Raw genomic sequence first — 24,698 nt, forward strand, 5'->3', positions numbered from 1 at the left:
GGCAGTTAAGCGACGAATTGAACAACAATCCGCATCAAAGATGACAAGTATACGGCACTTTCCCGCGACTCACCCCTTGCCTGACTGGCGCAATTTCGGCGTCATGCTGCGCGTCCTGCTCGGCATCAACGTGCTGGCCGCCCTCGCTGCGCTGCTGCAGGCACCGGATATGGCCGGCTGGGCAGCGCACTATCTTGAGCTGGCGGCCGTCGTCGAGCCGCAGTTGCTGGTCGGTCTCGGCCTGCTGTCGTTGTTGCGCGATGTCCTGTGGCGCCTGCCGCTGCGCCTCGGGCAAGCATGCGTGCTCGGTTTGGCCGGCGGGATCGCGGCGGCCCTGTTTTTCTATGTGGCCTCGCTCGGTCTGGCCGATGGCGGCAGCCTGTGGCGCTCCATTCTATTGGCGATGGCTGCCGCCGCTTTGTTGCTCATGTATTTTGATCTGCGTGCTCGGGCCATTACCCCGGTGCTTAGCGAGGCGCGGCTGGCGGCGCTCAACGCGCGCATTCGCCCGCATTTCCTGTTCAATTCGCTGAACGCCGTGCTGTCATTGATCCGTGCCCGGCCACAACAGGCCGAAGAGGCGCTCGAGGCGCTGTCCGATCTCTTTCGCGCCGCCATGCGCGATCCGGGAGAGTTGGTCAGCCTGGCCGACGAAATCGCGCTGGGCAAACAGTATCTCGAACTCGAAACGCTCCGGCTCGGCGAACGTCTTACGGTCGACTGGAAAATCGGCGCAATTCCGCTGGACCTGCCGATTCCGCCGCTGATGCTGCAGCCGCTGCTCGAAAACGCGGTCTATCACGGCATCGAGCCGGCGCCGGAAGGCGGTACGGTGCACATTGCCATCGATCAGCGCGCTCAGGAGCTGCGCATCTCCGTCGCCAATCCGACCGTCGGTCAGACCCAGCATGCCGCTGGCAACCAGATTGCGGTGGCCAATATCCGCGAACGGCTGGCCTTGTATTACGATCTCGAAGCCCGTCTGGAAATCGAGACGGACGATCACTCCTATGAGGTTCGCATCATCCTGCCATGCCAACGCCGCCAGCCGCTGCCGCCCCGCTGAAGGTCCTGATCGTCGATGACGAGCCGCTGGCGCGCGACCGCCTGCGCGCCCTGCTCTCCGATATTGCCGGGCAATTGCCGAGCGAAGTGGTCGGCGAAGCAGGAAACGGCCTGGCCGCGCTCGATGTCTTGCGGCAAAACCCTGTCGACGTGGTGCTCGCCGACATCCGCATGCCGGGCATGGATGGCATCGAACTGGCAACCCACCTCGGTCGCCTGGAAAAACCGCCGGCCGTCATCTTCACCACTGCCTACGACAATTACGCGGTGCAGGCCTTCGATCTCAATGCTGTCGACTATCTGCTCAAACCCGTGCGCACTCAGCGCCTGCTTGCCGCCCTGCAAAAGGTGCCGGGGCCGCAGCCGGATTCAGCGCTGCTCGCCGGCATCGGCCACGAAATGCGCGGCAGCGGGCGGACCCATCTGTCCTGTCACGAACGCGGCCGATTGCTGCTGGTGCCGATCGGTGAAGTGCTCTATTTCAAGGCCGACCTCAAATACGTCACCGCCCGAACCATGGAGCGCGAATACCTGCTCGACGATACGCTGGCTCACCTCGAAGCCGAGTTTGCCGAGCGCTTTCTACGCCTGCACCGCGCTGTGCTGGTGGCCAAGTCTGCGCTGGCCGGTTTCGAAAAAACAGCCGGTGACGATGCCGAAGCCTATGGCTGGGCGCTGCTGCGTGGCGTGCCGGAAAAGCTGCCGGTCAGTCGCCGCCAGTGGGTGCCGGCCAAGGCGCTGGTCAAGAATTCCTGAATTTTCCGCCGAGACCTTTTGATGAGCCGAATCTGCCCCCACTGCAACTATGCCCGCCAGGCCACTGACAATGCGCCGGACTGGCAATGTCCGTCCTGCGAAAAAGCCTATGTCAAGACCGCTGGCTTCCAGCCCCCCGAGGCATTGCGCGAGTATGGGGCGGCCGCTGCTTCGGAAAGCCGCGGTGGCTTGGGCAAATGGCTGCTTATCCTGATTGTTCTCGGTGCCGCTTTCTGGTTCGGCCGGCCGCTGCTCCAGCAAGGGGGCGCTCCGGCGGCGCTGGCCACCGCATCCGGCGAACAGCCCGCAGTCGTGCTCTACGCCACCAGTTGGTGTGGCTATTGCAAGATGACGCGAGAGTTCTTTGCCGCCAACGGCATTCGCTACACCGAGCAGGATATCGAACAAAGTTCGACGGCGCTCCAGCAACACAAGAAGCTCGGGGGCAATGGTGTGCCGTTGATCGTCGTCGGCGACGAGGTTGTCAAGGGCTGGAATGAGCAGGCGTTACGCCACTTTCTGGGGCCATGGCTACGCAGCTGACCTTCCGATTCCAGGCATTGTCTCAGGTCAACGCTGGCGCCTGAGTCCCCGGCTCCGCGATGCGCGGCTTGGCGCGTCGGGGAATGAGGTCATGATCGAGCAGGCGCTCAATCCGGAAAAATACCTCATAGCGCGAGAAGGGCTTTTTCATGAAGTCGTCGGCCCCGATCCGGGTGCCGAAAAACTGTTCCATTGCCTGTTCGTTGCCGCTCATCATGATCACCGGAATGTCGCGGGTTGCTGGGTCGCGGCGGATGGCGCGCAGCGCGGCGAAACCGTTGATGCCGGGTAACACGATGTCGAGGAAAATGAGCTCCGGAGGCTGCGCGTGCAACTGCGCCAAGCCGCTTTCCGCATCAAGTGCCTCGAGTGTTTCATAACCTGCCGAGCGAAGAAATTTCTTGAGTACCGTGACGATGGTCTTCGAGTCGTCGATGATCAAGACGCGCGTCCCTTCGCGGGCATTGATCCTTTCCTTGCCTCGGCGTTCGGGCGGCGGCGCCGTGCCGGCGCCGGCCGTCGCTAGTACGGCGGGCACCGGAGCCGGCACTGGCGCCGGTACATGGGTTGCTGGCGCTGGCCTGAACAGCGAGCGGATTTGATCGAGTATGCCCACGACTACCCCCTGAGTAGATCACTGCAATGCATCGCGCCAGGTTTTGTTGTTTTGCGGGAAATCTGGCTGACCGCAAACCCCGGCTGCTGTCTTGCCCGGTATTCTAGAATGCCTAATGCATTTGTTCTCGATTATTTGAATCCGGCTGAACAAGTTGATTCGGCCGTGCTGGTTCAGCCGAGAGCGCGCGTCACCACTTCGAGGACATCGCGTGACAGACCGGCGTGGTCGCGGATGCGTTCGAGTGCCTGGCGAGCGTGGGCCTGGCGGCCGGCATCGAACTTTTTCCAGCGGTCGAAGCAACGGGCCAGCCGCGAGGCAACCTGCGGGTTGCGGTCGTGCAGCGCGATGACCTGATCGGCGATGAAGGCATAGCCGCTGCCATCGGCGGCATTGAAGCGGGCCAGATTGGCGCCGAAGGCACGGATCAGGGCATAGATCTTGTTCGGGTTGCCGATGTCGAAGGCCGGGTGAGCGGTCAGGGTGGTGACGGTGCGCAGGGTGTCGGGCCGGCGGCTGGTCGATTGCACTTGCAGCCATTTGTCGACGACCAGCGCTTCGTGCTGCCAGCGACCGTAGAACTCGTCGAGGGCTTCCTGGCGTTCCGGACAGTCGTCGATGATGTTGGCCAGTACTGACAGTGCGGCAAACTGGTCAGTCATGTTGTCGGCCAGGCGGAAGTGCTGCATCGCCAGGCGGCGGGTTTCCGGCGTGTCGAGTTCGGCCAGGTAGCCGAGGCACAGGTTGCGCAGGGCGCGGCGACCGGCCTGTTCGCTGCTCGGCGCGTAGGGGGCGTTCGGGGCGAGGGCGGCATAGAGGCCGGCGAACTCGCCTTCGAGTTGCTCGGCCAGATGCTTGCGCAGGGCGTTGCGGGCGGCGTGCAGGGCGTCGGGATCGACGATGGCCATCGCTTCGGCCAGCGTCGATTCGCCGGGTAGGGTGAGGGCTTCGGCAACGAAGGCGGCTCCCCGGTTGGCTTGCGCTTGCAACAGGCGGCGGGCGGCGTCGACGAAACTGGCCGGCCAGACGGGGGGCTGACCGGCAGCGATGGCGGCCGTGGCGTCGAGGATCAGTTTAGACGCCAGACGCTGGCCGGCTTCCCAGGCGTTGAACGGGTCGCTTTCATGGGCCAGCAGCAGGGTCAGCTGTTCCGGGGTGTAGTCGAAATCGAGGACAACCGGGGCCGAAAAATCGCGCAACAGCGAAGGCACGGGTTCGGCGGCGATGTCGTTGAAGACGAAGGATTGCGTCGTGGCAGTGAATTGCAGTGTGCGCTCGGTGCCGGGCAACAGATCGCCGTTGTCGGCAAACAGGGCGACGCGGATTGGAATCAGGGTCGGCGCGTCATCGCTGGCGCGCGGGTTGGACTGCGTGCAGGTCAGCGTATAGGTTTTGCTTTCGGCATCAAAATAGCCGTCGACCGTGACATGCGGCGTGCCGGGCTGGTTGTACCAGCGCATGAATTGCGTGAAGTCGAAACCGCTGGCGGCAGCCATCGCAGCGACGAAATCCTCGCAGGTCACGGCCTGGCCGTCGTGGCGGCGGAAGTATTCGTCCATGCCCCGGCGGAAGCCGTCGCGGCCGATCAGAGTCTGGATCATGCGGATGACTTCGGCGCCCTTTTCGTAGACCGTCGAGGTGTAGAAATTATTGATCTCGACGAAGCTGGACGGACGGATCGGGTGGGCCATCGGGCCGGCATCTTCGGGGAACTGCGCGGCGCGCAGGCCGCGCACTTCGCGGATGCGGGCGGTCTGGCGGTTGTGCAGGTCGGCGCCGAATTCCTGGTCGCGGAAAACCGTCAAACCTTCCTTGAGCGAAAGCTGGAACCAGTCGCGGCAGGTGACGCGGTTGCCGGTCCAGTTGTGGAAATATTCGTGGGCGACGACGCGGTCGATGTTCTCGAAATCGACGTCGGTGGCGACATCGCTGCGCGCCAGCACGTACTTGGTGTTGAAGATGTTGAGGCCCTTGTTCTCCATGGCGCCCATGTTGAAGTCGCCAACGGCGACGATCATGTAGTGGTCGAGGTCGCATTCGAGGCCGAAGCGCTTTTCGTCCCACTTCATGGATTTTTGCAGCGCGGCCATGGCGTGCGGGCACTGGTCGAGCTTGCCCGGTTCGACGTAGATGGCCAGTTGAACGCTGCGGCCGGAGGCGGTCTGGAAAGTATCTTTGAGGACGTCTAGCTTGCCGGCGACCAGGGCGAACAGGTAGGCCGGTTTCTTGAACGGGTCAGCCCATTTGGCCCAGTGGCGGCCGCCGGCTTCGTCGCCGGCAGCAACCGGGTTGCCGTTGGCGAGCAGGACCGGGTAGGTCGCCTTGTCAGCGTGCAGCGTCGCCGTGTAGGTGGACATGACGTCCGGACGGTCGAGGAACCAGGTGATGCGACGGAAACCCTGCGCTTCGCACTGGGTGAAATAGCCATCGGCCGAACGGTACATGCCGGAGAGGCGGGTGTTTTTGTCGGGATCGATGCGGACGACGGTTTCCAGCGTGAAGGCGTCGGGTAGGTCGGCGATGGTCAGCGTGCCGGCGGTTTCTGAAAATGGCACTTTTTTCCGGTTGACCGTGACATTCAGTGTTTTCAGCTCGTCACCATCGAGTACCAGAGGCTGGGCTGGGACGGCGGGGTTGCGGCGCATGGCCAGCGTGGCGCTGACGGTGGTGCCACCGGTTTCGATGTTGAAATCGAGATCGACGGTGTCGATCAGGTAGGCGGGCGCGGCGTAGTCCTTGAGGTAAACGGTCTGGGGCGTAGTGGTTTTCATTTTTTGGCGGACGGCTGGGGGAGCCTTCGATGATACGCCAAACCAGCCGGGGGCTGGCGGCCCGCCTGAGCGGGCTGCATGGCCTGTCAGGCAGGCCATGCGCCATCAGATCCGGCTAGTGATCGCGGCCGTGCCCGCGACCATGGTCGTCGCCGCGGCCACGTCCGCGGTCATCGCCGCGATGATCGTCCCGGTGGTCGCGGCGCTCATGGTGGCGATAGTCATCGCGGTAGCCGTCACGGCCGTGGTCACGGTGGATATGACGTTCCTGGTAGCGCGGGGCGTATTCGTGTCGGTACCAGTTGTCCTGTACGAAATAGACGCGTTCGCCGCAGGCGCCATAGCGATGGCAGTGCCGGCGCCAGTCGCGGGCGTGGCCGGGGGGCACGCGCAGATAGAGCGGCGGACGGCCGACCGGCACGCGCTGGATCATCCTCGGTTCGGGAAAGAGCAGCGGCGGGGGCGGAAAACCGCCGATGTCGAGGCGGCCGTAGAAGCCCGGCTGGCCAATACTGACCGAAACCTGGGCGGAGGCGGGGGTGCTGAGGGTAACGGCGGCGATGGTCATGGCCATCGCCATCAGGATACGTTTCATGGTGTGTGTTCCTCGTTGGGGTGTGGCTGTATAACGCGGGGAATCGTCGCCGGGATGACGATTCGACCTGAAACAAATTGTAAGTGGGGTACCGGGGGGGGGCGAATGCTACCCGACCAACTAACGTCGCTGCCAGACTTGCCAGCGTTCGCGGCCGGCGAAAACCGGAATGGAGTCGCCGACGGCGGAGTCTTCGATCTGCTCGAAATGAGAACTCAGCAACTCGGCCAGCTGTTCCGGCTGGATGCCGAAAGGCGGACCTTTCGGCTGATCGCAGAGGAAGAAAAAGCCGGCCAGCCGGCCGCCCGCAGGCAGCAGTTCGGCAACGCGCTGACCCCAGTCGGCCCACAGCTTGCGCGGCAGGGCGCAGAGGAAGGCGCGTTCGTAGATCAGTTCGACCGGCCGGGCCGGCGCGAAGGTGAAAAAATCGGCGCAGACCAGGTCGACCGGAGCATTACCCAGAATGTTTCGCGCCGTCTCGATGGCGATAGGCGAGAAGTCCAGCGCGGTAACCGGCCAGTCGATTTCAGCCAGATGGGCCGCCTCCCAGGCGCTGCCACAGCCCGGGATCAGGGTATTGAGCGGCGCCGGCTGGCGGGCGATGAAGTCGGCAAAGGCATCCGGCACCTTGCCGGCATCCCACGGCGTGACGCCTTCGCCGAAGCGCTTGCACCAGAAATCCGGGTGTTCCGGACGCTGCTCCGCTGGCTTGATGGTTTCGCTCATGGCTTATTCAGGGCGCGGGCCGATTGCTCGACGGCGTCTTCGAGGTAGCTCTGGTAAAAGTCAGGCAGCCGGGCGCCGACGATCGGCTTGGCCAGTTGGCGGCCATCCGGGCCGTAAAAGGCGACGACCGGCACCAGCTTGACCTTCTCGGCGGTGGCTACGCCGGCGTGGGTAGAGGCGCCGCCCTTGAAGTCGGTGAGCGCCTCGGATTCGCCGTCCTGATTGATCTGCCTGATGACCACGCGGTCACGGTAACGCGGGTTGGCGGCGAGCGGTTTGAGGTAATCGCGTTTGACCGCTTCGCAATATTTGCAGTCCCGGCGGCTGTAGATGACGATCAGCGGGCCGCCGGCCCTGGCCGCTTGTGCCGACTCGGCACGCAGGTCGATGGCGGCCGGCAGGTCGCTCGCACCCCAGGATGGTGCAGCCAGCCATGCTAGAATCAGCCCTCCCAAAAGCCCTGCCCATTGCCTGCTCATGTCCCGTCCTTCGAAGATTGTCATTGCCTCCCGCGAATCCCGTCTGGCCATGTGGCAGGCGGTGCATGTCAGAGAACGCTTATCGAGTTTAAATCCCGGAACCGAAGTTGTCATTCTCGGCATGACCACCAAGGGCGATCAGATCCTCGACCGGCCGCTCGCCGAAATCGGCGGCAAGGGCCTGTTCATCAAGGAACTCGAAGTCGCCATGCAGGAAGGCAAGGCCCATCTCGCCGTCCATTCGATGAAGGACGTGCCGATGGTCATGCCGGAAGGCTTCGTGCTGGCCGCCATCTCGGCCCGCGAAAATCCGCGCGATGCCTTCGTCTCGAACAAGTACAACGAGCTCGACGATCTGCCGGCCGGAGCCATCGTCGGTACCTCGAGCCTGCGCCGCGAGTCGATCCTGCGCGCCAAATATCCGCAACTCGTCATCAAGAGCCTGCGCGGCAATCTTGATACCCGCCTGAAAAAGCTCGATGCCGGCGAATACGACGCGATCATCCTGGCCGCCGCCGGCCTGATCCGCCTCGGCATGGAAAATCGCATCAAATCGGTGTTGACCGCAGAACAGTCGCTGCCGGCCCCCGGTCAGGGCGCCTTGGGTATTGAACTGATCGATGGCGCAGCCGACATGGCCGACGTTGTCGCCCCGCTCAACGATCCGGAGACAGCTCACTGCGTCAAGGCCGAGCGCGCCTTCTCGCGGGCCTTGGGGGGCAGTTGCCAGGTGCCGCTGGGCGGCTACGCGATCATCGAAAACGGCCAGCTCTGGTTGCGCGGTTTCGTTGCGACGGCTGACGGCAAGGAAGTGGTCAGCGCCGAATTGCGCGGCAATCCGGCCGACGACGAAGCGCTTGGTCGCCAGCTTGCCGAAACGCTGCGTGCCCAGGGCGCCGATGCCATTCTCGCCAAGCTTGCCTGTCACGCTTAAGTTGGCATGACGCTGCGCGGCCCGCTCGCCGGCCGAACCATCGTTGTCACCCGGCCGCTGGCGCAGGCTGCGCCGCTGGCCGAGGCGATCGTTGCCGTAGGCGGTACGCCGCTGATATTCCCGTTGCTTGAAATCTCGCCGGCTACCGATCCTCTGCCGCTGGCCGAAGCGGCTGCCCGGCTGGATGATTACGCCTTGGCGGTGTTCATCAGCCCGAACGCCGCCGATCATGCGCTGCCGGCTTTGCTGGCGCAGCGAGTCTGGCCCGAGTCCCTGATCCCCGCCGCTGTCGGCCAGGGCACGGTCAAAGTCCTGGCCGAGCGAGGCATTCTTGGTTGCATCGCGCCGACCGAGCGTTTCGACTCCGAAGCCCTGCTTGAGTTGCCGGTACTGGCTGCCGAGCGGGTCAAGGGCAAACGCATTGCCATTTTTCGTGGCGATGGCGGCCGCGAACTGCTCGCCGATACGCTGCGCGAACGCGGCGCGACGGTCGATTGCATCACCTGTTACCGCCGTTCCGGGCCATCTGCCGGCGTCGCGCCGCTCATGACCGCATGGCGGGCCGGCCGCCTCGACGCGCTGACCGTATCGAGCAGCGAAGGTCTGCGTTATCTGGTTGACCTGCTCGACGCCGAAGGCCGCGCCTTCCTGCAAAAAACGCCGCTCTTCGTCCCCCACGCCCGCATCGCGGAAAACGCCCGGGCTTTGGGTTTAAGCAACATTCTCCTCACCGAAGCAGCCGACGCCGGCATCCTCGCCGGCTTAGTTGCTTATAATTGGCCGGCATGATGCCCGAAAACGAAAATCCCTCCCCGACGACGATGACCTACCTCCCGGCGCCGCGCGCCAAGCGGACCAGCCCGTGGCTGTTCGTGGCGATTGCTGCGCTGGCGCTGGCCGGTTGGCAGTGGTTCGAAACCCGCCAGCGGCTGGTCGATGTCCAGCAGGAAGTCAGCCAGAAACTGGCTGACTTCGACACCGGCAACAAGGAGGACCGTGGCGCCCAGAAACAGTCGCGCGAGCAGGTCGAAGCATTGCAGGCCCGCCTTGGCGCAGTCGATGGCAAGCTCGCCGAATTCCAGGCCCAGTCGGCGACCCTGCAAGCGCTCTATCAGGACATCGCGCGCAGCCGCGAAGAACTTGCCCTGATTGAAGTCGAGCAGGCCATCGTTCTGGCCGGGCAGCAATTGCAACTGGCCGGCAATCTGCCGGTCGCCGTGCTCGCGCTGCAAACAGCCGATGCCCAGCTGGCCCGCCTCGACCGTCCGGCCCATCTGCCGCTGCGCAAGGCGCTAGCCAAGGATCTGGCCCGCCTCAATGCCCTGCCTTTCGTCGATATGCCGGGTATCAGCCTGCGTCTGGAACAAGTGCTGGTCGGCGTCGACAAGCTGCCGCTGGTTTCCCACGGTCGACCGGAAAAAACGGCCGAAAATGAAAAGGCTGTCGAGTCGGCAACCTGGTGGCAGCGTACCGGCGGGGCCATCTGGCAGGAAATGAAGGGTCTGATTCGCATTCAGCGCTTTGACCGCGAGGATGTGGCACTGCTGGCGCCCGGCCAGGGCTACTTGCTCCGTGAGAATCTCAAGCTGCGCTTGCTCAATGCCCGCCTCGCCCTGTTTGCGCGCGATCAATGGACCTTCCGCAACGAACTCAAAGTCGCCCAGGACATGCTGAACCGCCATTTCGAAGCGAACGACAAGGCCGTCCAGACGGCGCAGACCACGCTGCGCCAGATGACGGCGAGCGAAATCAATGTCGAGCTGCCGACCCTCAACGATAGCCAGGCGGCCTTGCGCAACCTGCGTCCGGGCAAGGAAAAGCGGTGAGAGGACTGTTCTGGATTGTCGCCCTGTGCGGGCTGGCCGTTGCCGTCGCGCTCGGCGCCCGCTATAACGATGGCTACGTGCTGGTGGTTTTCCCGCCGTGGCGGGCCGAGGTTTCGCTCAATCTCTTCATCATCGCGCTGCTCGCCCTGTTCTTCGTGCTTTACGCCGGCACGCGGGCGTTGGCGGTAACCTTTGGCTTGCCCAAACGCGTCCGTGAATACCGCGCCCAGCGCCAGCGTGAAAGCGCCGGGCTGGTTTTTCAGGACGCTGTTCGTCTGCTCTTCGAAGGCCGTTTCGGCCAGGCGCTGAAAAAGGCCACGGAAGCCCACGGTGCCGGTACTGCGCCCGGCCTCTCGGCGCTGATTGCTGCCCGCGCCGCCCAGCGCATGCGCGAGCCAGAAAAGCAGCAATACTGGCTGGAACACGCCAAGACCGACGACCCGCGTACCGAGGCGGCGACCCTGATGCTTGATGCCGAAATGGCCAACGAAGCCCGCCGATTTGATGTCGCATTGGCCGCCCTCGAAAAACTGCAGGGCAAGCAGGGTCGCCACATCGCGGCGCTGCGTCTCGAGTTGCGCGCCCGTCAGGGTGTCGGCGACTGGGATGGCGTGCTCAAGCTGGCCCGGCAACTGGTCAAGCGCGATGCGCTGCCGGTTGAAGTCGTCCGCGAAATCCGCACGCAGGCCCATCTGGGCAACATTGCCAAACGCGTCGCCGATCAGGGCAAGCTGACGGCCTATTTGCGCACGGTGCCCGAAGACGAACGCGGTCGTCGCGTCGCCCTCGCTGCGGCGCGGGCGCTGGTTGGGCAGGGCGCCGAGGTCGAGGCGCAGAAATTGATCGAGTCGGTGCTCGATGCCGTCGACAACGAAGAGTGGCAACCCGAGCTGGTGGCCATTTACGGACGCCTGACCCACAGCGAGCAGACCGCCCGTATCGCCAAGGCCGAAGGCTGGTTACGGCAGCATCCCGACGATGCCCGCCTGCTCAAGGCGCTGGGCCGCATGTGCATCCGCCAGCGACTGTGGGGCAAGGCGCAAAGTTATCTGGAGGCCTCGCTGTCGGTCGAGCCGTCGCAGCAGGGACACCTCGAACTGGCCCGGCTGTTCGACCAGCTCGACCGGGCCGAAGAAGCCAACAAACACTACCGGGCCAGCGCGCTGCTCGACGCCAGGTAGAAATCAGGATCGAGTTTTAGCTAACAACTCGATCCTCAATCTCGACCCTAAACAGCCCAGTCCTGCGGTTTGAGGAAGACTTCGTAGAGCTCGGCCTCTGGCGTGCCGGCTTCCGGTTGCCAGTCGTAGCGCCATTTTACGATCGGTGGCATCGACATCAGGATCGACTCGGTACGGCCGCCCGATTGCAGGCCGAACAGCGTGCCGCGGTCCCAGACCAGATTGAACTCAACGTAGCGTCCTCGGCGGTAGGCCTGGAAATCGCGTTCGCGCTCACCGTAGGGCGTGTCGCGACGTTTGGCCAATACCGGCAGATAGGCCTTGGTGAAAGCATTGCCGACCGACTGGGTGAGGTTGAAACAGCGTTCGAAGCCGCCTTCGTTGAGGTCGTCGAAAAACACCCCGCCGACGCCGCGCGGCTCGTTGCGGTGCTTGAGGAAGAAATACTCGTCACACCACTTCTTGTATTTCGGATAGACCTCGTCGCCGAAGGGTGCCAGCGCATCCTTGCAGGTCTGGTGGAAATGGACTACATCCTCCATTTGACCGTAATAAGGCGTCATGTCCATGCCGCCGCCAAACCACCAGACATCCTCTTCGCCTTCCTTGCGGGCGACGAAGCAGCGCACGTTCATGTGCGCCGTCGGGCAGTACGGATTGCGCGGGTGGAGAACGAGCGAAACGCCCATCGCCTCCCAGGCCCGCCCGGCCAGTTGCGGGCGGACGGCGGTGGCCGAAGCGGGCAGCGATTGGCCGGTGACGTGCGAGAAATTGACGCCGCCGCGCTCGAAGAAACCACCTTCCTCGATCAGCCGCGAAATGCCGCCGCCGCCTTCCGGGCGCTCCCATGAATCGGTGCGGAAGGCCTGGCCGTCGAAAGCTTCGAGTTCGGCGACGATACTGGCTTGCAGGCCGGTGAAAAAGGTTTTCAGCTGGGCGGTGTCGATGCTCATTTTTGTGTTTTCAGGAATCTGTTGGAGGGTTGGCCGGCAACTGCAGTTCGTAGCGGTTTCGACCTGCCGCCTTGGCCCGGTACATCGCGTTATCGGCCTGGCTGACCAGTTGTTTGACGGTCGTCGTCACGGCCTGTTCGGCGCTGCAGGTGGCAATGCCGATCGAAACGCCGACATGAATCAACAGGTCGTTGATGACGATGGCTTCGGACAGGGCAGCGATGCATTTCTGGGCAACCCGCTCAGCAGCTTTTTGTGGCTTTTCCGTATCGGTGAGCAGGATCAGGAATTCATCACCGCCGAGGCGGGCGACAGTGTCTACATCGCGAACGATGGCCTGCAGGCGGCGGGCAATTTCGGCCAGCACGCGGTCGCCGATGCCATGGCCATGCGTGTCGTTAACCGGCTTGAAGCCATCAAGGTCAAGGAAAAGCAGGGCCAGGCCCAGGTGGTTGCGCTGAATCCGGTGCAGCTCGTTTTCCAGTCGTTCGTCAATCAGCCGGCGATTCGGCAGGCCGGTCAGCATGTCATGGTGGGCCATTTCAGCGAGACGCTGTTCCTGCTCCTGCAAGCGGTCCTGCAGCCGATTGAAGCTGTGTCCGACGTCGGCTACTTCGTCGGCGGTATGGGTCGCCACCGGTTGCATCGGGCGCTTGCCTTCGGCCATTTCGTGGAGTTCGCGGGCGAGCAGGGCGATTGGCCTGAGGAGTCGATTGAGTACGGCGAGCAGGACAATGATGCTTGGCAACGAGAGCAGGGCGGTGATCAGAAGCGTATTACGCAACGTGTTGGAGACTGGCTCGAAGGCATCGTCGGTCGGTTGTCGGGCGACCAGCAGCCAGTTGGTGCGCGGCACTTCGGCGGCGGCGACCAGTTCGTCCTGGCTGGCTGCGTTGCGAATGATTTTGATGCCGCGCAGGCCGTTGACCGCAGCATCCAGCACCAGGTCATCGCCGGTGTTGGGCATCGGCGTTACGGCTTGATTGACCTCCGAGGCCAGCACAAAGAGGCGGTGTTGCGGATCAATGAGCTGATAGCTGCCATTTTTCCCGGGGTTGGTGCCAAGAATCAGGTCGAGAAAGCCCGGTGCGGCGAGCGGGGCAATGCCGGCGAGAATCCCGAGCAGTTTTTGTTGGTTGTTGAAAACCGGAATGGCCATGACCAGTGCCGGTTCTCCAGTTGCCCGGGTGGTCAGGGGTCTGCTGATGAAGGGCTGGCGGGTGGTCGTCGCCCCGATAAACCAGTCACGGTCGCCAAAGGATTTCGGCCGGGTTTTCAGGCGCGGGGCCTCGCCGATTGTTGGCCCGCCATCGGGCGGGATTACCATCAAGCCGATCGGAAACAGGGTGTGGATGGCTTTGCGGTCTTCCAGCCATGTCTGCATCGCCGGTGGGTCGCTGAACAGTTCTTCCGGCATGTTCAGCGCGACCCGCTTCAGGCTTTCCAGTCGCAACGTCAGCTTGGCGTCGATATCCCGGGCAATGTAATTGACCGCGGTCAGTTGCTGGTTGGACAGAACTTCCTGCATGTCGTCATGCAGGATGCGGGTGGCGAAAAAGGTAATCAGGCTGATGCCGGCTAGAAACAGCAGAACCGATACGACGGCAATCCGCATTTTCAGACTGCTGCCGAACCATGGCGTCATCGCCCTGATTCCTTAGCGGGAGATTGCCCGGTAGCCGATATCCTTGCGGAACTGCATGCCATCGAAGCTGATCTGGACAGCGGCCTCGTAGGCACGTTTCTGGGCCAGCTTGACGTTTTCGCCGAGCGCTGTGACGCACAGCACGCGACCACCATTGGTGACCACCTTGCCATCCTGCTCAGCAGTGCCGGCGTGGAAAACGTGTGCATCGTCGCCGAAGCTGTTGCCCGCCGGCAGGCCCTGAATGACGTCGCCCTTCTTCGGGGTGTCCGGATAGTTCGCTGCAGCCAGCACGACGCCCAGCGCAATGCGGCGATCCCACTCGGCTTCGACCTGATCCAGCGTGCCGTCGATGCCGTGTTCAAGAAGGTCGACGAAATCGGACTTCAGGCGCATCAGGATCGGCTGTGTTTCCGGGTCACCCATGCGGCAGTTGAATTCGAGTGTCTTCAGTGAGCCGTCCTTGCCGATCATCAGGCCGGCGTAGAGGAAGCCGGTGAACGGGATGCCGTCGGCGGCCATGCCGCGCACGGTCGGCAGAATGATTTCGCGCATGGCACGGGCGTGTATTTCCGGCGTGACGCACGGCGCCGGGGAATAGGCACCCATGCCACCTGTGTTTGGGCCCTGGTCACCGTCGAAAATGCGTTTGTGGTCCTGGCTGGAGGCCAGGGCCAGCACATTCTTGCCGTCGACCATGACGATGAAGCTGGCTTCCTCGCCATCAAGGAAATCCTCGATCACGACGCGGGCGCCAGCATCGCCGAGCTTGTTGCCGGACAGCATGTCGTCGATGGCGGCGTGAGCTTCTTCAAGGGTCATGGCGACAACGACACCCTTGCCGGCGGCCAGACCATCGGCCTTGATGACGATTGGTGCACCTTTTTTGTCGATGTAGGCGTGTGCTGCGGTCGACTCGGAAAAAGTCTCAAAACCAGCCGTCGGAATATTGTGGCGGGCCATGAAGCGCTTGGCGAAGTCCTTGGACGATTCGAGCTGGGCAGCTTCCTTGGTCGGGCCGAAGATTTTCAGGCCACGGGCGCGGAAGATATTGACCACGCCAGCGGCGAGCGGCGCTTCCGGGCCGACGACGGTGAGATGAACCTTGTTCTGCTCGACGAAATCAGCCAGAGCTTCCGGATCGGTGATATTCAAGTTTTCCAGCTCATGTTCGCGTGCCGTGCCGGCATTGCCCGGGGCAACGAACACCTTCTGCATGCCTTGGGTCTGGGCCAGGCGCCAGGCCATGGCGTGTTCGCGGCCGCCGGAACCGATTACCAGTAGTTTCATGCTTGATTTTCCTTTGTTCTTCGAGCCCCGGAAGGCATTTCGTTTACGGGGCGGCCGTGACACGAAGATGAGCCGCAGGCAGTGCGGTTAGCACGGCAAGGCGAAGTCGACATAGTCACGGTTGCGCCGGGAACGAAATCAGTGGCGGAAGTGGCGGGCGCCGGTAAAGACCATGGCCAAGCCATGCTCGTCGGCAGCCGCGATGACTTCCTCGTCGCGCATCGAGCCACCCGGCTGGATGACGGCCTTGGCACCGGCGGCAGCCAGCACGTCGACGCCATCGCGGAACGGGAAGAAGGCATCCGACGCGACGACCGAACCGTTAAGGTCGAGGCCGGCGTGCTGGGCCTTGATGCTGGCGATCTTGGTCGAGTCGACGCGGCTCATCTGGCCGGCACCGACACCGAGGGTCATGCCATTGCCGCAGAAGACGATGGCGTTGGACTTGACGAACTTGGCGACGCGTTCGGCGAAGAGCAGGTCTTCGATCTGTTGGGCGGTGGGTTGGACCTTGGTGACGATCTTGAGGCCGGAGGCTTGTGCTGTGAAATCGTCCGGGGTTTGAACGAGCAGGCCACCGCCGACGCGCTTGAATTCCAGCGTATTGAGAACGCGGGAGATCGGAACGACGAGGACGCGCAGATTGGTCTTGCCGGCCAGCGCGGCCTTCGCTTCAGCGGTGAAGGACGGGGCGATCAGCACTTCGACGAAGTGCTTGCGCTCGTTCATGGCGTTGACCACGTCGATGCCGACTTCGCCGTTGAAGGCGATGATGCCGCCGAAAGCCGAGGTCGAATCGGTCTTGAAGGACTTCTCGTAGGCGCCGAGCAGGGTGCCGTCAATGGCGACGCCGCACGGGTTGGCGTGCTTGACGATGACGCAGGCCGGGGCGTCGAAGGACTTGACGCACTCCCAGGCAGCATCGGAGTCGGCGATGTTGTTGTAGGACAGTTCCTTGCCCTGCAGCTGGGAGTAGGCGGCAATGCTGCCGGCGACCGGATTGGTTTCGCGGTAGAAGGCGGCGCTTTGGTGCGAGTTCTCGCCGTAGCGCAGGATTTCGGTGCGGTCGAAGGCGAGTTGCAGCTTGGCCGGGAAGATGGCCGGGACCGGCGCGGCTTCGGCCGGCTTGGCTTCAGCGCCTTCGTTGAGGCCGGTCAGCCAGTTGGCGATCATGCTGTCGTAGCGGGCGGTGTGGGTGAAGGCCTTCTTGGCCAGACCGAAGCGGGTCGCTAGTTGCAGGGCACCACCGTTGGCTTTCATCTCGGCGAGCAGCGGGGCGTAGTCTTCCGGATCGGTGACGATGGCAACGCCGTTGTAGTTCTTGGCCGAGGAACGGACCATGGCCGGGCCGCCGATGTCGATGTTCTCGATCGCGTCTTCCAGCGTTACGCCGGCCTTGGCGATGGTCGCCGCAAACGGGTAGAGATTGACGCAGACCAGGTCGATCATCGGAATGCCGTGCTGTTCAATGGTCGCCAGGTGTTCCGGCAAGTCGCGGCGGGCCAGGATGCCACCATGCACTTTCGGGTGCAGGGTCTTGACGCGGCCATCGAGCATTTCCGGGAAGCCGGTGTAGTCGCCGATTTCGGTGACGGCGAGGCCGGCGTCACGCAGCATCTTGGCGGTGCCGCCGGTGGACAGCAGCTTGACGCCTTGGGCAGCGAGGCCCTGGGCGAATTCAAGAACGCCGGTTTTGTCGGAAACGGAAATCAGTGCTTGCTTGATGGTCATGGCGATTACAGTAGTTGGTGTTCGGTGAGTTTCTTGCGCAGGGTGTTGCGGTTGATGCCGAGCATCTCCGCTGCCAGCGTCTGGTTGGTGCCGGCCTTGGCGAGCACCACTTCGAGCATCGGTTTTTCGACGCTCTTCAAAACCATGTCATAGATGGCGCCCGGCTTTTCCCCGTCCAGGTCGCGAAAATACTGCTCCAGCGCGTTGATGACGCACTGCCCCAAATCATGTTGGCTCATGCTGCCAACGCCTCCTCTTTGTCATATTTTAAAATATCGTTTTCTTCCGCCTGGCGGATGAAAAACTCGTTCACTGCCTGCATCTGTTGTTCGATGCTGGGCAGGACGTTCATTTCCTTACGGAAGGCCGCCGACCCGACCAACCCCTTGGTGTACCAGGAGATGTGCTTGCGGGCGACCTTGAACCCCGTTTCCGGGCCGTAGAAAGCGTAAAGGTCTTCGAGGTGCGCCAGCAGGATGCTGTGGATCTCGGTGACCCTGGCCGGCGGCAGATGCTCGCCGGTTTTCAGATAGTGTTCGATCTCGCGGAACAGCCAGGGCCGGCCCTGGGCGGCGCGACCGATCATGATGCCGTCGGCGCCGGTGACATCCAGTACGTGCTTGGCCTTTTCCGGCGTCGTGATGTCGCCGTTGGCGATGACCGGAATGCGGATCAGCGTCTTGACCAGCGCGATGGTGTCGTACTCGGCTTCTCCGGTGTATTGCTGGCAACGCGTCCTGCCGTGAATGGCGACGGCACGGATGCCAGCGGATTCGGCGATGCGCGCAATGGTCGGCGCATTCTTGTTGGCGATGTTCCAGCCGGTGCGGAATTTGAGGGTGACCGGCGTGTTCGGGACGGCAGCGACGACAGCGTCGAGAATGCGGCCGACCTGCTCCTCGTCCTGCATCAGCGCCGAGCCGGCCATGACGTTGCAGACCTTCTTGGCCGGGCAACCCATGTTGATGTCGATGATCTGGGCGCCGTTATCGACGTTGTGCCTGGCTGCTTCGGCCATCATCTTCGGATCTGCGCCGGCGATCTGTACGGAGATCGGTGCGACTTCGCCTTCGTGATTGGCCCGGCGGAGCGTCTTCTTGCTGCCGTAGAGCAGCGAGTTCGAGGTGACCATTTCCGAGACAGCCAGTCCCGCGCCCATTTTCTTGCACAACTGGCGGAAAGGACGATCCGTCACGCCGGCCATGGGAGCAACAAACAAATTATTTCGGAGCTGGAAACCGGCAAAATCCATGGGCGTGCGAGGGCTTTGGTAAATCTCGGGAAGCCGGGAATTTTACCTGAGTCGGCGCCTAAAAAATAGTCAAATTGTAAAGGCGAGGGTTAGCAGCAAGGCGAAGACAAGTTGCAATCCGGCGGTGGCGGCGAGGATATTGTTGAACGCCGGGCCGGGTGGCTCCTGATGGAAGCGGCGGATCAATTTGATAGCGAGTGGTAACGACAGCAGCGGCAGCGCGCCCGGCCAGCCGAGCCCGGCGAGCAGCGGCAGCAAGGCGTAGGGTGCGAGCATTTCGGCCGTATAGAGGCGGCGCGTCAGTGGCCGGCCAAGGCGGACGGCCAGCGTGAGTTTGCCGCTTTTGGCGTCGCCGTCGAGGTCGCGGTAATTGTTGACGGTAATCACCGCGGCGGCGTGGAGGCCGACCAGTGCAGCGGCCAGCAGTGCGGTAAGCGTCAGGCCGAAGGTTTGCAGGTAATAGCTGCCGCCGACGGCGACCAGGCCAAAGAAAATGAAGACGAAAACTTCGCCGAGCGGGCCGTAGGCAATCGGTTTCGGTCCGCCGGTATAGGCCCAGCCGGCGGCGAGAGAGGCGAGGCCGATGGCGACGATGGGCCAGCCGCCGTGGTTGACCAGATAGATGCCGCACAGGAAGGCTAAGGCGAAACTGAGCCAGGCGCCGACCTTGACCTTGTTTGGAGTCAGCCAGCCTTCGGCGGTGGCGCGTTTGGGGCCGAGGCGGCCCGGCCTGTCGGTGCCGCGCAGGAAGTCGCCGACGTCGTTGAACAGATTGGTGCCGATCTGGATGAAGGCGGCGCCAAGTGCGGCGGCGAGCAGCGGTAGCCAGAGCAGCGTGGCGCTGTCGTGCCAGGCGATGACCGTCCCGACGAGCACCGGCGATAGCGAGACGGACAGCGTTTTCGGACGGCAGGCGAGGAACCAGGCAGTGCTTGTTTTCATGCGGGGGTGGGCGGATGGGCGGAGCGGCACTGTAACCGATGCCCTGGCTTGCCGCCTTTGGTCTGGATCAAGGCCAGGCGCGGGCGCCCCAGATCATGCGCTTGGCGACGAAATGGCGGGCCGGTGGGCAGATGTCGAGCGCCAGTAGGCCGAGGCCACGGGCCAGTTTGAGCGGGCCGAAATCGTTCGAGAAAGTGCGGACGATCTGGTCGGTGAAGAAGGCGCTGCCGCGGCGGTCGAGGCGCCGGCTGGTGGCGTAGTTTTCGAGGCTTGCACGGTCAACGCCGTTTTTGAGCAAAATTTCGGATAGTTGCCAGGCGTCGCGGATGCCGAGATTGAAGCCCTGGCCGGAAACCGGGTGCAGGGTTTGCGCGGTGTTGCCGATCCAGACTTCGTTGCCTTTGACGAGGGTGCCGCGCAGACGAAGAAAGAGCGGGAAGCGGCTGCGTTTGCCCGGTTTGGCGAAGCGCATGCGCTGACCGAACTGTTGTTGCAGGGCGGCGGTGAAAGTTTCGTCGTCCATCGTCATGACCGCGTCGGCCTTGGCTGGGGGCAGGGTGAACACGATGGAGTATTCGTCGCCAAGCGGCAGCAGGGCGAGCGGGCCGTCGGGGGTGAAGCGTTCCCAGGCGCGCTTGTTGTGGCCGGGCGTCGGCGTGACTTCGCAAATGACCGCATGCTGTTCGTAGTCGCTGACCTTGACGGCCGGGTCGTCGCCGGGCGTGCCTTCGGCGTGAACGAGAAGCTTGGTACTGATGGTGCGCAACTGGCCGGCATGGCGCAGCGCTACCGTGACGCCGTCGTCGTCTGGCGTGATGTCGAGGATTTCAGCTTCGGCGAGCACGGCATCGGCAGACAGATTGGCGGCCAGCGCGCCGGCCAGGTCGCGGTAGCGAACGACGTAGCCGAGGGCGGGCAAGTCGTATTCCTGATGGTCGATCAACGTCCGGCCGAAACCGTCTTTTTGCGAGATATGGATGGTTTCAATCGGCGTTGCGGCGCGCGTCGGCCAACTGTTGATCTGTTCGAGCAACTGGCGGGCGCCGTGCGACAGGGCGAGGGCGCGTGGGTCGTCTTGCCGGGCTTGCTGCGGTTGACGGTCAATCAGCAGAGAATTCTGACCGCCGGCGGCCAGTGCCAGATGCAGTGTCATGCCGACCGGGCCGGCGCCGATGATCAGGATGTCGACCGTTTCAGTCATGGCGCATGACTTCCTCGATTTCGGCGACCGTCTTCGGGGCTGTCGTGAAAATGTCGCAACCGGTTTCCGTCACGCGCACGTCGTCCTCGATACGGATGCCGATGCCGGCCAGTGCCGGCGGAATGTCGGCGCCGGGACGGATGTAGAGGCCGGGTTCGACGGTCAGCGTCATGCCGGGCTGCAATTTGGTCCACTCGTCGCCGACCTTGTATTCGCCGGCGTCGTGCACATCGAGGCCAAGCCAGTGGCCAGTGCGGTGCATGTAGAAGCGTTTGTAGTCGCCTTTTTCGATCAGGTTGTCGATGTCACCGCTGAGCAGCTTGAGGTCGATCATCCCTCGCGTCAGGACGCGCACAGCGGCGTCGTGGCCTTCCATGAAATGGCGGCCGGGGGCGGTGGCGGCAAAGGCGGCGTCCTGCGCGGCAAGGACGATCTGGTAAACGTCCTTCTGGGCGGCGTTGAAGCGGCCATTGACAGGGAAGGTTCGAGTGATGTCGGCAGCGTAGCCCTCGACCTCGCAGCCGGCATCGATCAGGACCAGCGTGTTGTCGTTGAGCACCTTGTCGTTGGAGACGTAGTGCAGCACGCAGGCGTTGGCGCCGCCGGCGACGATGGGCGTGTAGGCATGGGCGTCGGCGCCGCGCTTGCGGAATTCGTAGGTCAGCTCGGCTTCGAGTTCGTACTCGGCCATGCCAGGGCGGCAGGCGCGCATGGCGCGGGCGTGGCCGGCGCTGGCAATGTCGGCAGAGCGTTGCTGGATGCCGGCTTCGGTCGTGTCCTTGACCAGGCGCATGCTGTCGAGTTCGGCCCGCAGGTCGTGGATGGCGCGCGGCGCCCGCTTGCCGGCCCGGGTCTGGGCGCGGACTTCATTGAGCGCCTTGGCGATGCGGGCATCCCACTCGGCATCGTGGCCGATGGCGTGCCACAACGTGTCGCGGTCGACGAGGAATTCGGCCAGTTTCTTGTCGAGTTGTTCGATCGGGTAGGCGGAGTCGAAGCCGAAGGCGACCTTGGCCGCTTTCGGGCCGTAGCGGTAGCCATCCCAAATTTCGCGCTCTTCATGCTTTTCGCGGCAGAACAGTATGGACTTGGGCTTCTTGCCGCCGATCAGCACGACGACCGCTTCCGGTTCCGGAAAGCCCGTCAGGTACCAGAAATAGCTGTCGAAACGGTAGAGATGATGCGCGTCGCGGTTGCGGATGACTTCCGGCGCCGTCGGTACGATGGCGACACCGTCGCCGATGGTCTTCAACAGGCGCTTGCGGCGGGCAAGAAAGTGGGCGTGGCTCATGCGTTTCCAGATTGAATTTCGCGGAGTGGGTGCTTAGGTGTAAGGAGCTGGGAATTCGTTGCTTTGCTCGATCTTCTGACGTGTTGCAGGCAACTCTTTCGAATGCACTCACAGCGTATGGTGCTGCGGTGGCAGAGTGTCAGGTGTTCAGCTTAGTCGAATTTTTTGCCAGCGTATGTGCTCGTTGGTCACCGGTCAATAAATTGGGGGGATTCTCGCACCGTATGGACCAATTCTGGGTCCTGTCGTGGGCGCCTGGTGATACTTGCTTGGACTGGCTTTGACGTGGAAAAATATGCCTCTCTCAGATATTTTTTCCCTTCATTTCGTCGGAAATCCTAGCATGCGCTCCATTCGCTCCCTAACGCGTTTTCAGGCCACGGCTGGGCACGTTGTTATTAGTCTGATTGTTGGGCTGATTGTGCTTAGCACCATGTTACTTGTTTGGTTCCCATCACCTTTGTTTCAGGCAATGGGAGGGGCTGAGTTGTTGTTTTTGATTGTTGGCGTAGATGTCGTCATCGGACCATTGATCACGCTAATTATTTTTAATCCGAAAAAGAAACTCCTATTGATCGATCTCTCGGTCATTGCGCTGCTGCAAATGGCGGCGCTTGGGTACGGCGTTTTTGCGATGTATTCAGGGCGTCCGGTCTATATCGTCGCAACCGATGTTGACTTCAAGATCGTGAGCGCTTCCGAACTGGATCCTGTCGATATTGCGGAGGCGCGTCTCGATGAATACAAGACGTTGTCGTTGACCGGTCCTCGTCTGGTGGGAACTCGCGTGCCTGATACTCCGGCTGAGCGGTTGAGTATGTCAAACGCTTCTGCTTTTGGGGTGGGTGTCGAAAGCTTCCCCAAGTATTACGTTCCATATATTGAGGTGCGGAGTGCCTTGTTGGGGGTGGCCAAGCCGGTCGCGCAGCTCGATTTGTCCGCGGAGGACTCTGAGGTTTTGGCCGACTACTTGCGGAAAACATCCAGGCAAGGCGGCGATATACGTTGCCTACCTGTGGGTGCCAAGCTCCGGCCGTTGACCGCGGTTATTAGCGCGAAAGATGGGGCATTCCTGGCTTTGTTGCCAATCTCGCTCGCATTCAAGTGATTTGAATGAGTTCGCCGTCTAGGTCTGCTAATCGTTGTGGCGTACCTACATCGACCCAGCGGCCGGCAAAGCGTTCCCCGGTCAGCGTGCCGAGGCGAATCGCGTCATCGAGCAGCGGGCGCAGTTTCATGATCATGCCGGGTTTTACTGCAGCGAAGAAGGCTGGCGAGAAGACGCCGATGCCGGCGTAGGTGAAGGTTTGCTCACCCTTGGCATAGACGACGCGTTCGCCGTCCAGGCTGAAGTCGCCGCCGGTGTGGTGCGCCGGATTGGCGACCATGACCAGATGGGCGGCCGGTTTCCAGCCTTCCACGGTCAACCGGAAAAAACGGCCAAAATCGAAATCGCAATAAACGTCGCCATTGACCACCAGAAAGGGCTCGTTGCCGAGCCGCGGCAGGGCCGTGGCGATGCCGCCGGCGGTTTCCAGTGCGCCCGGTGGTTCGGGCGAGTACTGGATGTGCAGCCCCCAATGCGAACCATCGCCCAGCGTTTGCTCAATCAAGGAGCCGAGGTGGGCGTGGTTGATGACGATTTCCCTGAACCCCGCCGCCGCCAATCGTTCCAGATGCCAGACGATGAGCGGCTTGCCGCCGGCCATAAGCAACGGCTTCGGCGTGTGGTCGGTGAGCGGCCGCATGCGTTCGCCACGGCCGGCGGCGAGGATGAGGGCTTTCATTCAGCGCCGGTAGCCGATCTGCTCGGTATTGCCTTCCAGCTTGTCGAGCAGGTTGAGCAGCGGCTTGAGCTGGACGTAGCGGTGGGCCGTCTTGCGGGCGTAGTTCATGAAGCGGGGCAGGTCTTCGCTGTATTTTTCCTTGCCGTCGCGGTACTTGAGGCGGCAGAAGATGCCGAGCACCTTGAGATGGCGCTGCAGGCCCATCAGTTCGTAGTCACGCCAGAAGGCGCCGAAATCTTCGCGCACCGGCAGGCCGGCGGCACGGGCTTTTTCCCAGTAACGGATGACCCAGTCGATCTCCTGCTCTTCTTCCCAGGAAATGAAGGCGTCGCGGAACAGGGAGACGATGTCGTAGGTGATCGGACCGTAGACCGCATCCTGGAAGTCGATGATGCCCGGCGTCAGGCGTTCGGCGCTCTCGACGACCATCAGGTTACGCGGCATGAAGTCGCGGTGCACGAAGACCTTGGGCTGATTCAGCGCGTTGTTGATGAGGAACTTGAAGGTCCGGTCGAGCATGGACTTTTCGCTGTCGTCGAGTTCGACGCCAAGGTGGCGGTTGATGAACCATTCCGGGAAAAGATCGAGTTCGCGACGCAGCAGCGTGGCGTCGTAGGGCGGCAGCGTCGCTGCGGTCGACGAGCATTGCCATTTGACCAGGACGTCGAGGACCGGCCGGATCAGCAGGTCGGCCAGCGAAAGGTCGGCGTTGAGCGCGTCGAGATAGCCGATGCGGCCGAGGTCGGTGAGGACCAGAAAACCGTTGTCGAGATCCTTGTCGAGGATGCGCGGCGCAGCGAGGTCAGCCTTGGCAAGCAGGCCGGCGACGTGGATGAAGGGTGTGCAGTCCTCTTTCTCCGGCGGCGCGTCCATCAGGATGCGTGTCTGGCCATCCGGCCAGGTCAGCCGGAAATAGCGGCGGAAACTGGCATCGGCCGAGGCCGGGGTGATCTGAACGGATTGTTCGGGAAAGCGACTGGCAACCCAGTCTGTAACAAGTTGATCGCGCGGCATGGGTTCCATAAGCGGCTAGGGTTCGCTTCGTTGTAAAATGGCGCGATTTTAACACTCGGGCATCGGCCGTTCCGGTCCCGGACTTCCATAGATTGCCTTG

General features: G+C 62.6%; 24 protein-coding genes. 8 read left to right on the top strand and 16 right to left on the bottom strand.

Going from position 1 to position 24,698, the window contains the following annotated elements:
- Positions 1 to 76: 76 nt before the first annotated feature.
- The 3 genes from AC07TV_RS03115 to AC07TV_RS03125 are packed head-to-tail and all read left to right on the top strand — an operon-like array spanning position 77 to position 2,364.
- Positions 77 to 1,066 carry a sensor histidine kinase gene (locus AC07TV_RS03115; RefSeq protein WP_494646938.1) on the top strand — a complete coding sequence of 330 codons (990 nt, stop codon included), beginning with the start codon at positions 77 to 79 and terminating at the stop codon, positions 1,064 to 1,066.
- Positions 1,033 to 1,821, top strand: a complete 789-nt coding sequence (locus AC07TV_RS03120; RefSeq protein ID WP_494646939.1) for a LytR/AlgR family response regulator transcription factor — start codon at positions 1,033 to 1,035, stop codon at positions 1,819 to 1,821. The genes AC07TV_RS03115 and AC07TV_RS03120 overlap by 34 nt, the downstream gene beginning before the upstream one ends.
- Positions 1,822 to 1,842: 21 nt before the next feature.
- The gene (locus AC07TV_RS03125) at positions 1,843 to 2,364 is read left to right on the top strand and encodes a glutaredoxin domain-containing protein (RefSeq protein WP_494646940.1); all 522 of its coding nucleotides are present in this window, start codon (positions 1,843 to 1,845) and stop codon (positions 2,362 to 2,364) included.
- A gap of 22 nt (positions 2,365 to 2,386) precedes the next feature.
- Here AC07TV_RS03125 and AC07TV_RS03130 read toward each other — a convergent pair whose 3' ends face one another.
- From AC07TV_RS03130 to AC07TV_RS03150, 5 genes are all read right to left on the bottom strand, one after another.
- The gene (locus AC07TV_RS03130) at positions 2,387 to 2,980 is read right to left on the bottom strand and encodes a response regulator (RefSeq protein WP_494646941.1); all 594 of its coding nucleotides are present in this window, start codon (positions 2,978 to 2,980) and stop codon (positions 2,387 to 2,389) included.
- Between the two features lie 173 nt (positions 2,981 to 3,153).
- Positions 3,154 to 5,751, bottom strand: coding sequence for an aminopeptidase N (gene pepN / locus AC07TV_RS03135; protein WP_494646942.1), 2,598 nt, complete (start codon positions 5,749 to 5,751; stop codon positions 3,154 to 3,156).
- Between the two features lie 115 nt (positions 5,752 to 5,866).
- Entirely contained in the window at positions 5,867 to 6,346 is a 480-nt protein-coding gene (locus AC07TV_RS03140) for a hypothetical protein (RefSeq protein WP_494646944.1), read from the bottom strand.
- Positions 6,347 to 6,466: 120 nt separating this feature from the next.
- Entirely contained in the window at positions 6,467 to 7,072 is a 606-nt protein-coding gene (locus tag AC07TV_RS03145) for a methyltransferase domain-containing protein (RefSeq protein WP_494646945.1), read from the bottom strand.
- Entirely contained in the window at positions 7,069 to 7,551 is a 483-nt protein-coding gene (locus AC07TV_RS03150) for a SoxW family protein (RefSeq protein WP_494646946.1), read from the bottom strand. Before AC07TV_RS03150 ends, AC07TV_RS03145 begins: the two co-directional genes overlap by 4 nt.
- Here AC07TV_RS03150 and hemC point away from each other — a divergent pair.
- The 4 genes from hemC to AC07TV_RS03170 are packed head-to-tail and all read left to right on the top strand — an operon-like array spanning position 7,550 to position 11,492.
- Complete coding sequence (gene hemC, locus AC07TV_RS03155) at positions 7,550 to 8,485, top strand: hydroxymethylbilane synthase (RefSeq protein ID WP_494646947.1); 936 nt, start codon at positions 7,550 to 7,552, stop codon at positions 8,483 to 8,485. The two genes, AC07TV_RS03150 and hemC, sit on opposite strands and share 2 nt — an antisense overlap.
- A 6-nt stretch (positions 8,486 to 8,491) precedes the next feature.
- Positions 8,492 to 9,274: a uroporphyrinogen-III synthase gene (locus AC07TV_RS03160; RefSeq protein WP_494646948.1), complete on the top strand. Its 783-nt coding sequence runs from the start codon at positions 8,492 to 8,494 to the stop codon at positions 9,272 to 9,274.
- Positions 9,271 to 10,311, top strand: coding sequence for a uroporphyrinogen-III C-methyltransferase (locus AC07TV_RS03165; RefSeq protein WP_494646949.1), 1,041 nt, complete (start codon positions 9,271 to 9,273; stop codon positions 10,309 to 10,311). Before AC07TV_RS03160 ends, AC07TV_RS03165 begins: the two co-directional genes overlap by 4 nt.
- Positions 10,308 to 11,492 carry a heme biosynthesis protein HemY gene (locus AC07TV_RS03170; protein WP_494646950.1) on the top strand — a complete coding sequence of 395 codons (1,185 nt, stop codon included), beginning with the start codon at positions 10,308 to 10,310 and terminating at the stop codon, positions 11,490 to 11,492. The genes AC07TV_RS03165 and AC07TV_RS03170 overlap by 4 nt, the downstream gene beginning before the upstream one ends.
- A 47-nt stretch (positions 11,493 to 11,539) precedes the next feature.
- Here AC07TV_RS03170 and hemF read toward each other — a convergent pair whose 3' ends face one another.
- The 9 genes from hemF to AC07TV_RS03215 form a co-directional block, all read right to left on the bottom strand.
- Entirely contained in the window at positions 11,540 to 12,445 is a 906-nt protein-coding gene (gene hemF, locus AC07TV_RS03175; protein WP_494646951.1) for an oxygen-dependent coproporphyrinogen oxidase, read from the bottom strand.
- 10 nt (positions 12,446 to 12,455) lie between these two features.
- Positions 12,456 to 14,090, bottom strand: coding sequence for a diguanylate cyclase domain-containing protein (locus tag AC07TV_RS03180; RefSeq protein WP_494646952.1), 1,635 nt, complete (start codon positions 14,088 to 14,090; stop codon positions 12,456 to 12,458).
- Positions 14,091 to 14,102: 12 nt separating this feature from the next.
- Positions 14,103 to 15,380, bottom strand: coding sequence for a phosphoribosylamine--glycine ligase (gene purD / locus AC07TV_RS03185; protein ID WP_494646953.1), 1,278 nt, complete (start codon positions 15,378 to 15,380; stop codon positions 14,103 to 14,105).
- A gap of 138 nt (positions 15,381 to 15,518) precedes the next feature.
- The gene (purH, locus tag AC07TV_RS03190) at positions 15,519 to 17,111 is read right to left on the bottom strand and encodes a bifunctional phosphoribosylaminoimidazolecarboxamide formyltransferase/IMP cyclohydrolase (protein WP_494646954.1); all 1,593 of its coding nucleotides are present in this window, start codon (positions 17,109 to 17,111) and stop codon (positions 15,519 to 15,521) included.
- 5 nt (positions 17,112 to 17,116) lie between these two features.
- Positions 17,117 to 17,350 (bottom strand): Fis family transcriptional regulator, encoded by a 234-nt coding sequence (locus AC07TV_RS03195; protein WP_226496224.1) that lies wholly within the window; start codon positions 17,348 to 17,350, stop codon positions 17,117 to 17,119.
- Positions 17,347 to 18,363, bottom strand: a complete 1,017-nt coding sequence (dusB, locus tag AC07TV_RS03200) for a tRNA dihydrouridine synthase DusB (protein ID WP_494646955.1) — start codon at positions 18,361 to 18,363, stop codon at positions 17,347 to 17,349. Before dusB ends, AC07TV_RS03195 begins: the two co-directional genes overlap by 4 nt.
- A 69-nt stretch (positions 18,364 to 18,432) precedes the next feature.
- Entirely contained in the window at positions 18,433 to 19,305 is an 873-nt protein-coding gene (locus tag AC07TV_RS03205) for a 1,4-dihydroxy-2-naphthoate polyprenyltransferase (RefSeq protein ID WP_494646956.1), read from the bottom strand.
- Positions 19,306 to 19,372: 67 nt separating this feature from the next.
- Positions 19,373 to 20,506, bottom strand: a complete 1,134-nt coding sequence (locus tag AC07TV_RS03210) for an FAD-dependent monooxygenase (RefSeq protein WP_494646957.1) — start codon at positions 20,504 to 20,506, stop codon at positions 19,373 to 19,375.
- The gene (locus AC07TV_RS03215; RefSeq protein WP_494646958.1) at positions 20,499 to 21,797 is read right to left on the bottom strand and encodes an aminopeptidase P N-terminal domain-containing protein; all 1,299 of its coding nucleotides are present in this window, start codon (positions 21,795 to 21,797) and stop codon (positions 20,499 to 20,501) included. The genes AC07TV_RS03210 and AC07TV_RS03215 overlap by 8 nt, the downstream gene beginning before the upstream one ends.
- 343 nt (positions 21,798 to 22,140) lie before the next feature.
- Between AC07TV_RS03215 and tfpZ the strand changes: the two genes are divergently transcribed.
- Complete coding sequence (gene tfpZ / locus AC07TV_RS03220; RefSeq protein ID WP_494646959.1) at positions 22,141 to 22,905, top strand: TfpX/TfpZ family type IV pilin accessory protein; 765 nt, start codon at positions 22,141 to 22,143, stop codon at positions 22,903 to 22,905.
- Here tfpZ and murU read toward each other — a convergent pair.
- Positions 22,898 to 23,584, bottom strand: a complete 687-nt coding sequence (murU, locus tag AC07TV_RS03225; RefSeq protein ID WP_494646960.1) for an N-acetylmuramate alpha-1-phosphate uridylyltransferase MurU — start codon at positions 23,582 to 23,584, stop codon at positions 22,898 to 22,900. The genes tfpZ and murU overlap by 8 nt on opposite strands.
- On the bottom strand, positions 23,585 to 24,598 hold the full coding sequence (locus AC07TV_RS03230) for an aminoglycoside phosphotransferase family protein (protein ID WP_494646961.1): 1,014 nt from the start codon (positions 24,596 to 24,598) through the stop codon (positions 23,585 to 23,587).
- Positions 24,599 to 24,698: the final 100 nt, after the last annotated feature.

Source organism: Azonexus sp. GW821-FHT04F04, assembly GCF_059420025.1.

Bases quoted from the DNA above. Each gene is read 5' to 3' on its own strand.
- AC07TV_RS03120 (WP_494646939.1), top strand. From the start codon at position 1,033: ATGCCAACGCCGCCAGCCGCTGCCGCCCCGCTGAAGGTCCTGATCGTC.
- AC07TV_RS03125 (WP_494646940.1), top strand. From the start codon at position 1,843: ATGAGCCGAATCTGCCCCCACTGCAACTATGCCCGCCAGGCCACTGAC.
- pepN (WP_494646942.1), bottom strand. From the start codon at position 5,751: ATGAAAACCACTACGCCCCAGACCGTTTACCTCAAGGACTACGCCGCG.
- AC07TV_RS03140 (WP_494646944.1), bottom strand. From the start codon at position 6,346: ATGAAACGTATCCTGATGGCGATGGCCATGACCATCGCCGCCGTTACC.
- AC07TV_RS03145 (WP_494646945.1), bottom strand. From the start codon at position 7,072: ATGAGCGAAACCATCAAGCCAGCGGAGCAGCGTCCGGAACACCCGGAT.
- hemC (WP_494646947.1), top strand. From the start codon at position 7,550: ATGTCCCGTCCTTCGAAGATTGTCATTGCCTCCCGCGAATCCCGTCTG.
- AC07TV_RS03150 (WP_494646946.1), bottom strand. From the start codon at position 7,551: ATGAGCAGGCAATGGGCAGGGCTTTTGGGAGGGCTGATTCTAGCATGG.
- AC07TV_RS03160 (WP_494646948.1), top strand. From the start codon at position 8,492: ATGACGCTGCGCGGCCCGCTCGCCGGCCGAACCATCGTTGTCACCCGG.
- AC07TV_RS03165 (WP_494646949.1), top strand. From the start codon at position 9,271: ATGATGCCCGAAAACGAAAATCCCTCCCCGACGACGATGACCTACCTC.
- hemF (WP_494646951.1), bottom strand. From the start codon at position 12,445: ATGAGCATCGACACCGCCCAGCTGAAAACCTTTTTCACCGGCCTGCAA.
- AC07TV_RS03180 (WP_494646952.1), bottom strand. From the start codon at position 14,090: ATGACGCCATGGTTCGGCAGCAGTCTGAAAATGCGGATTGCCGTCGTA.
- purD (WP_494646953.1), bottom strand. From the start codon at position 15,380: ATGAAACTACTGGTAATCGGTTCCGGCGGCCGCGAACACGCCATGGCC.
- purH (WP_494646954.1), bottom strand. From the start codon at position 17,111: ATGACCATCAAGCAAGCACTGATTTCCGTTTCCGACAAAACCGGCGTT.
- AC07TV_RS03195 (WP_226496224.1), bottom strand. From the start codon at position 17,350: ATGAGCCAACATGATTTGGGGCAGTGCGTCATCAACGCGCTGGAGCAG.
- dusB (WP_494646955.1), bottom strand. From the start codon at position 18,363: ATGGATTTTGCCGGTTTCCAGCTCCGAAATAATTTGTTTGTTGCTCCC.
- AC07TV_RS03205 (WP_494646956.1), bottom strand. From the start codon at position 19,305: ATGAAAACAAGCACTGCCTGGTTCCTCGCCTGCCGTCCGAAAACGCTG.
- AC07TV_RS03210 (WP_494646957.1), bottom strand. From the start codon at position 20,506: ATGACTGAAACGGTCGACATCCTGATCATCGGCGCCGGCCCGGTCGGC.
- AC07TV_RS03215 (WP_494646958.1), bottom strand. From the start codon at position 21,797: ATGAGCCACGCCCACTTTCTTGCCCGCCGCAAGCGCCTGTTGAAGACC.
- tfpZ (WP_494646959.1), top strand. From the start codon at position 22,141: ATGCGCTCCATTCGCTCCCTAACGCGTTTTCAGGCCACGGCTGGGCAC.
- murU (WP_494646960.1), bottom strand. From the start codon at position 23,584: ATGAAAGCCCTCATCCTCGCCGCCGGCCGTGGCGAACGCATGCGGCCG.
- AC07TV_RS03230 (WP_494646961.1), bottom strand. From the start codon at position 24,598: ATGCCGCGCGATCAACTTGTTACAGACTGGGTTGCCAGTCGCTTTCCC.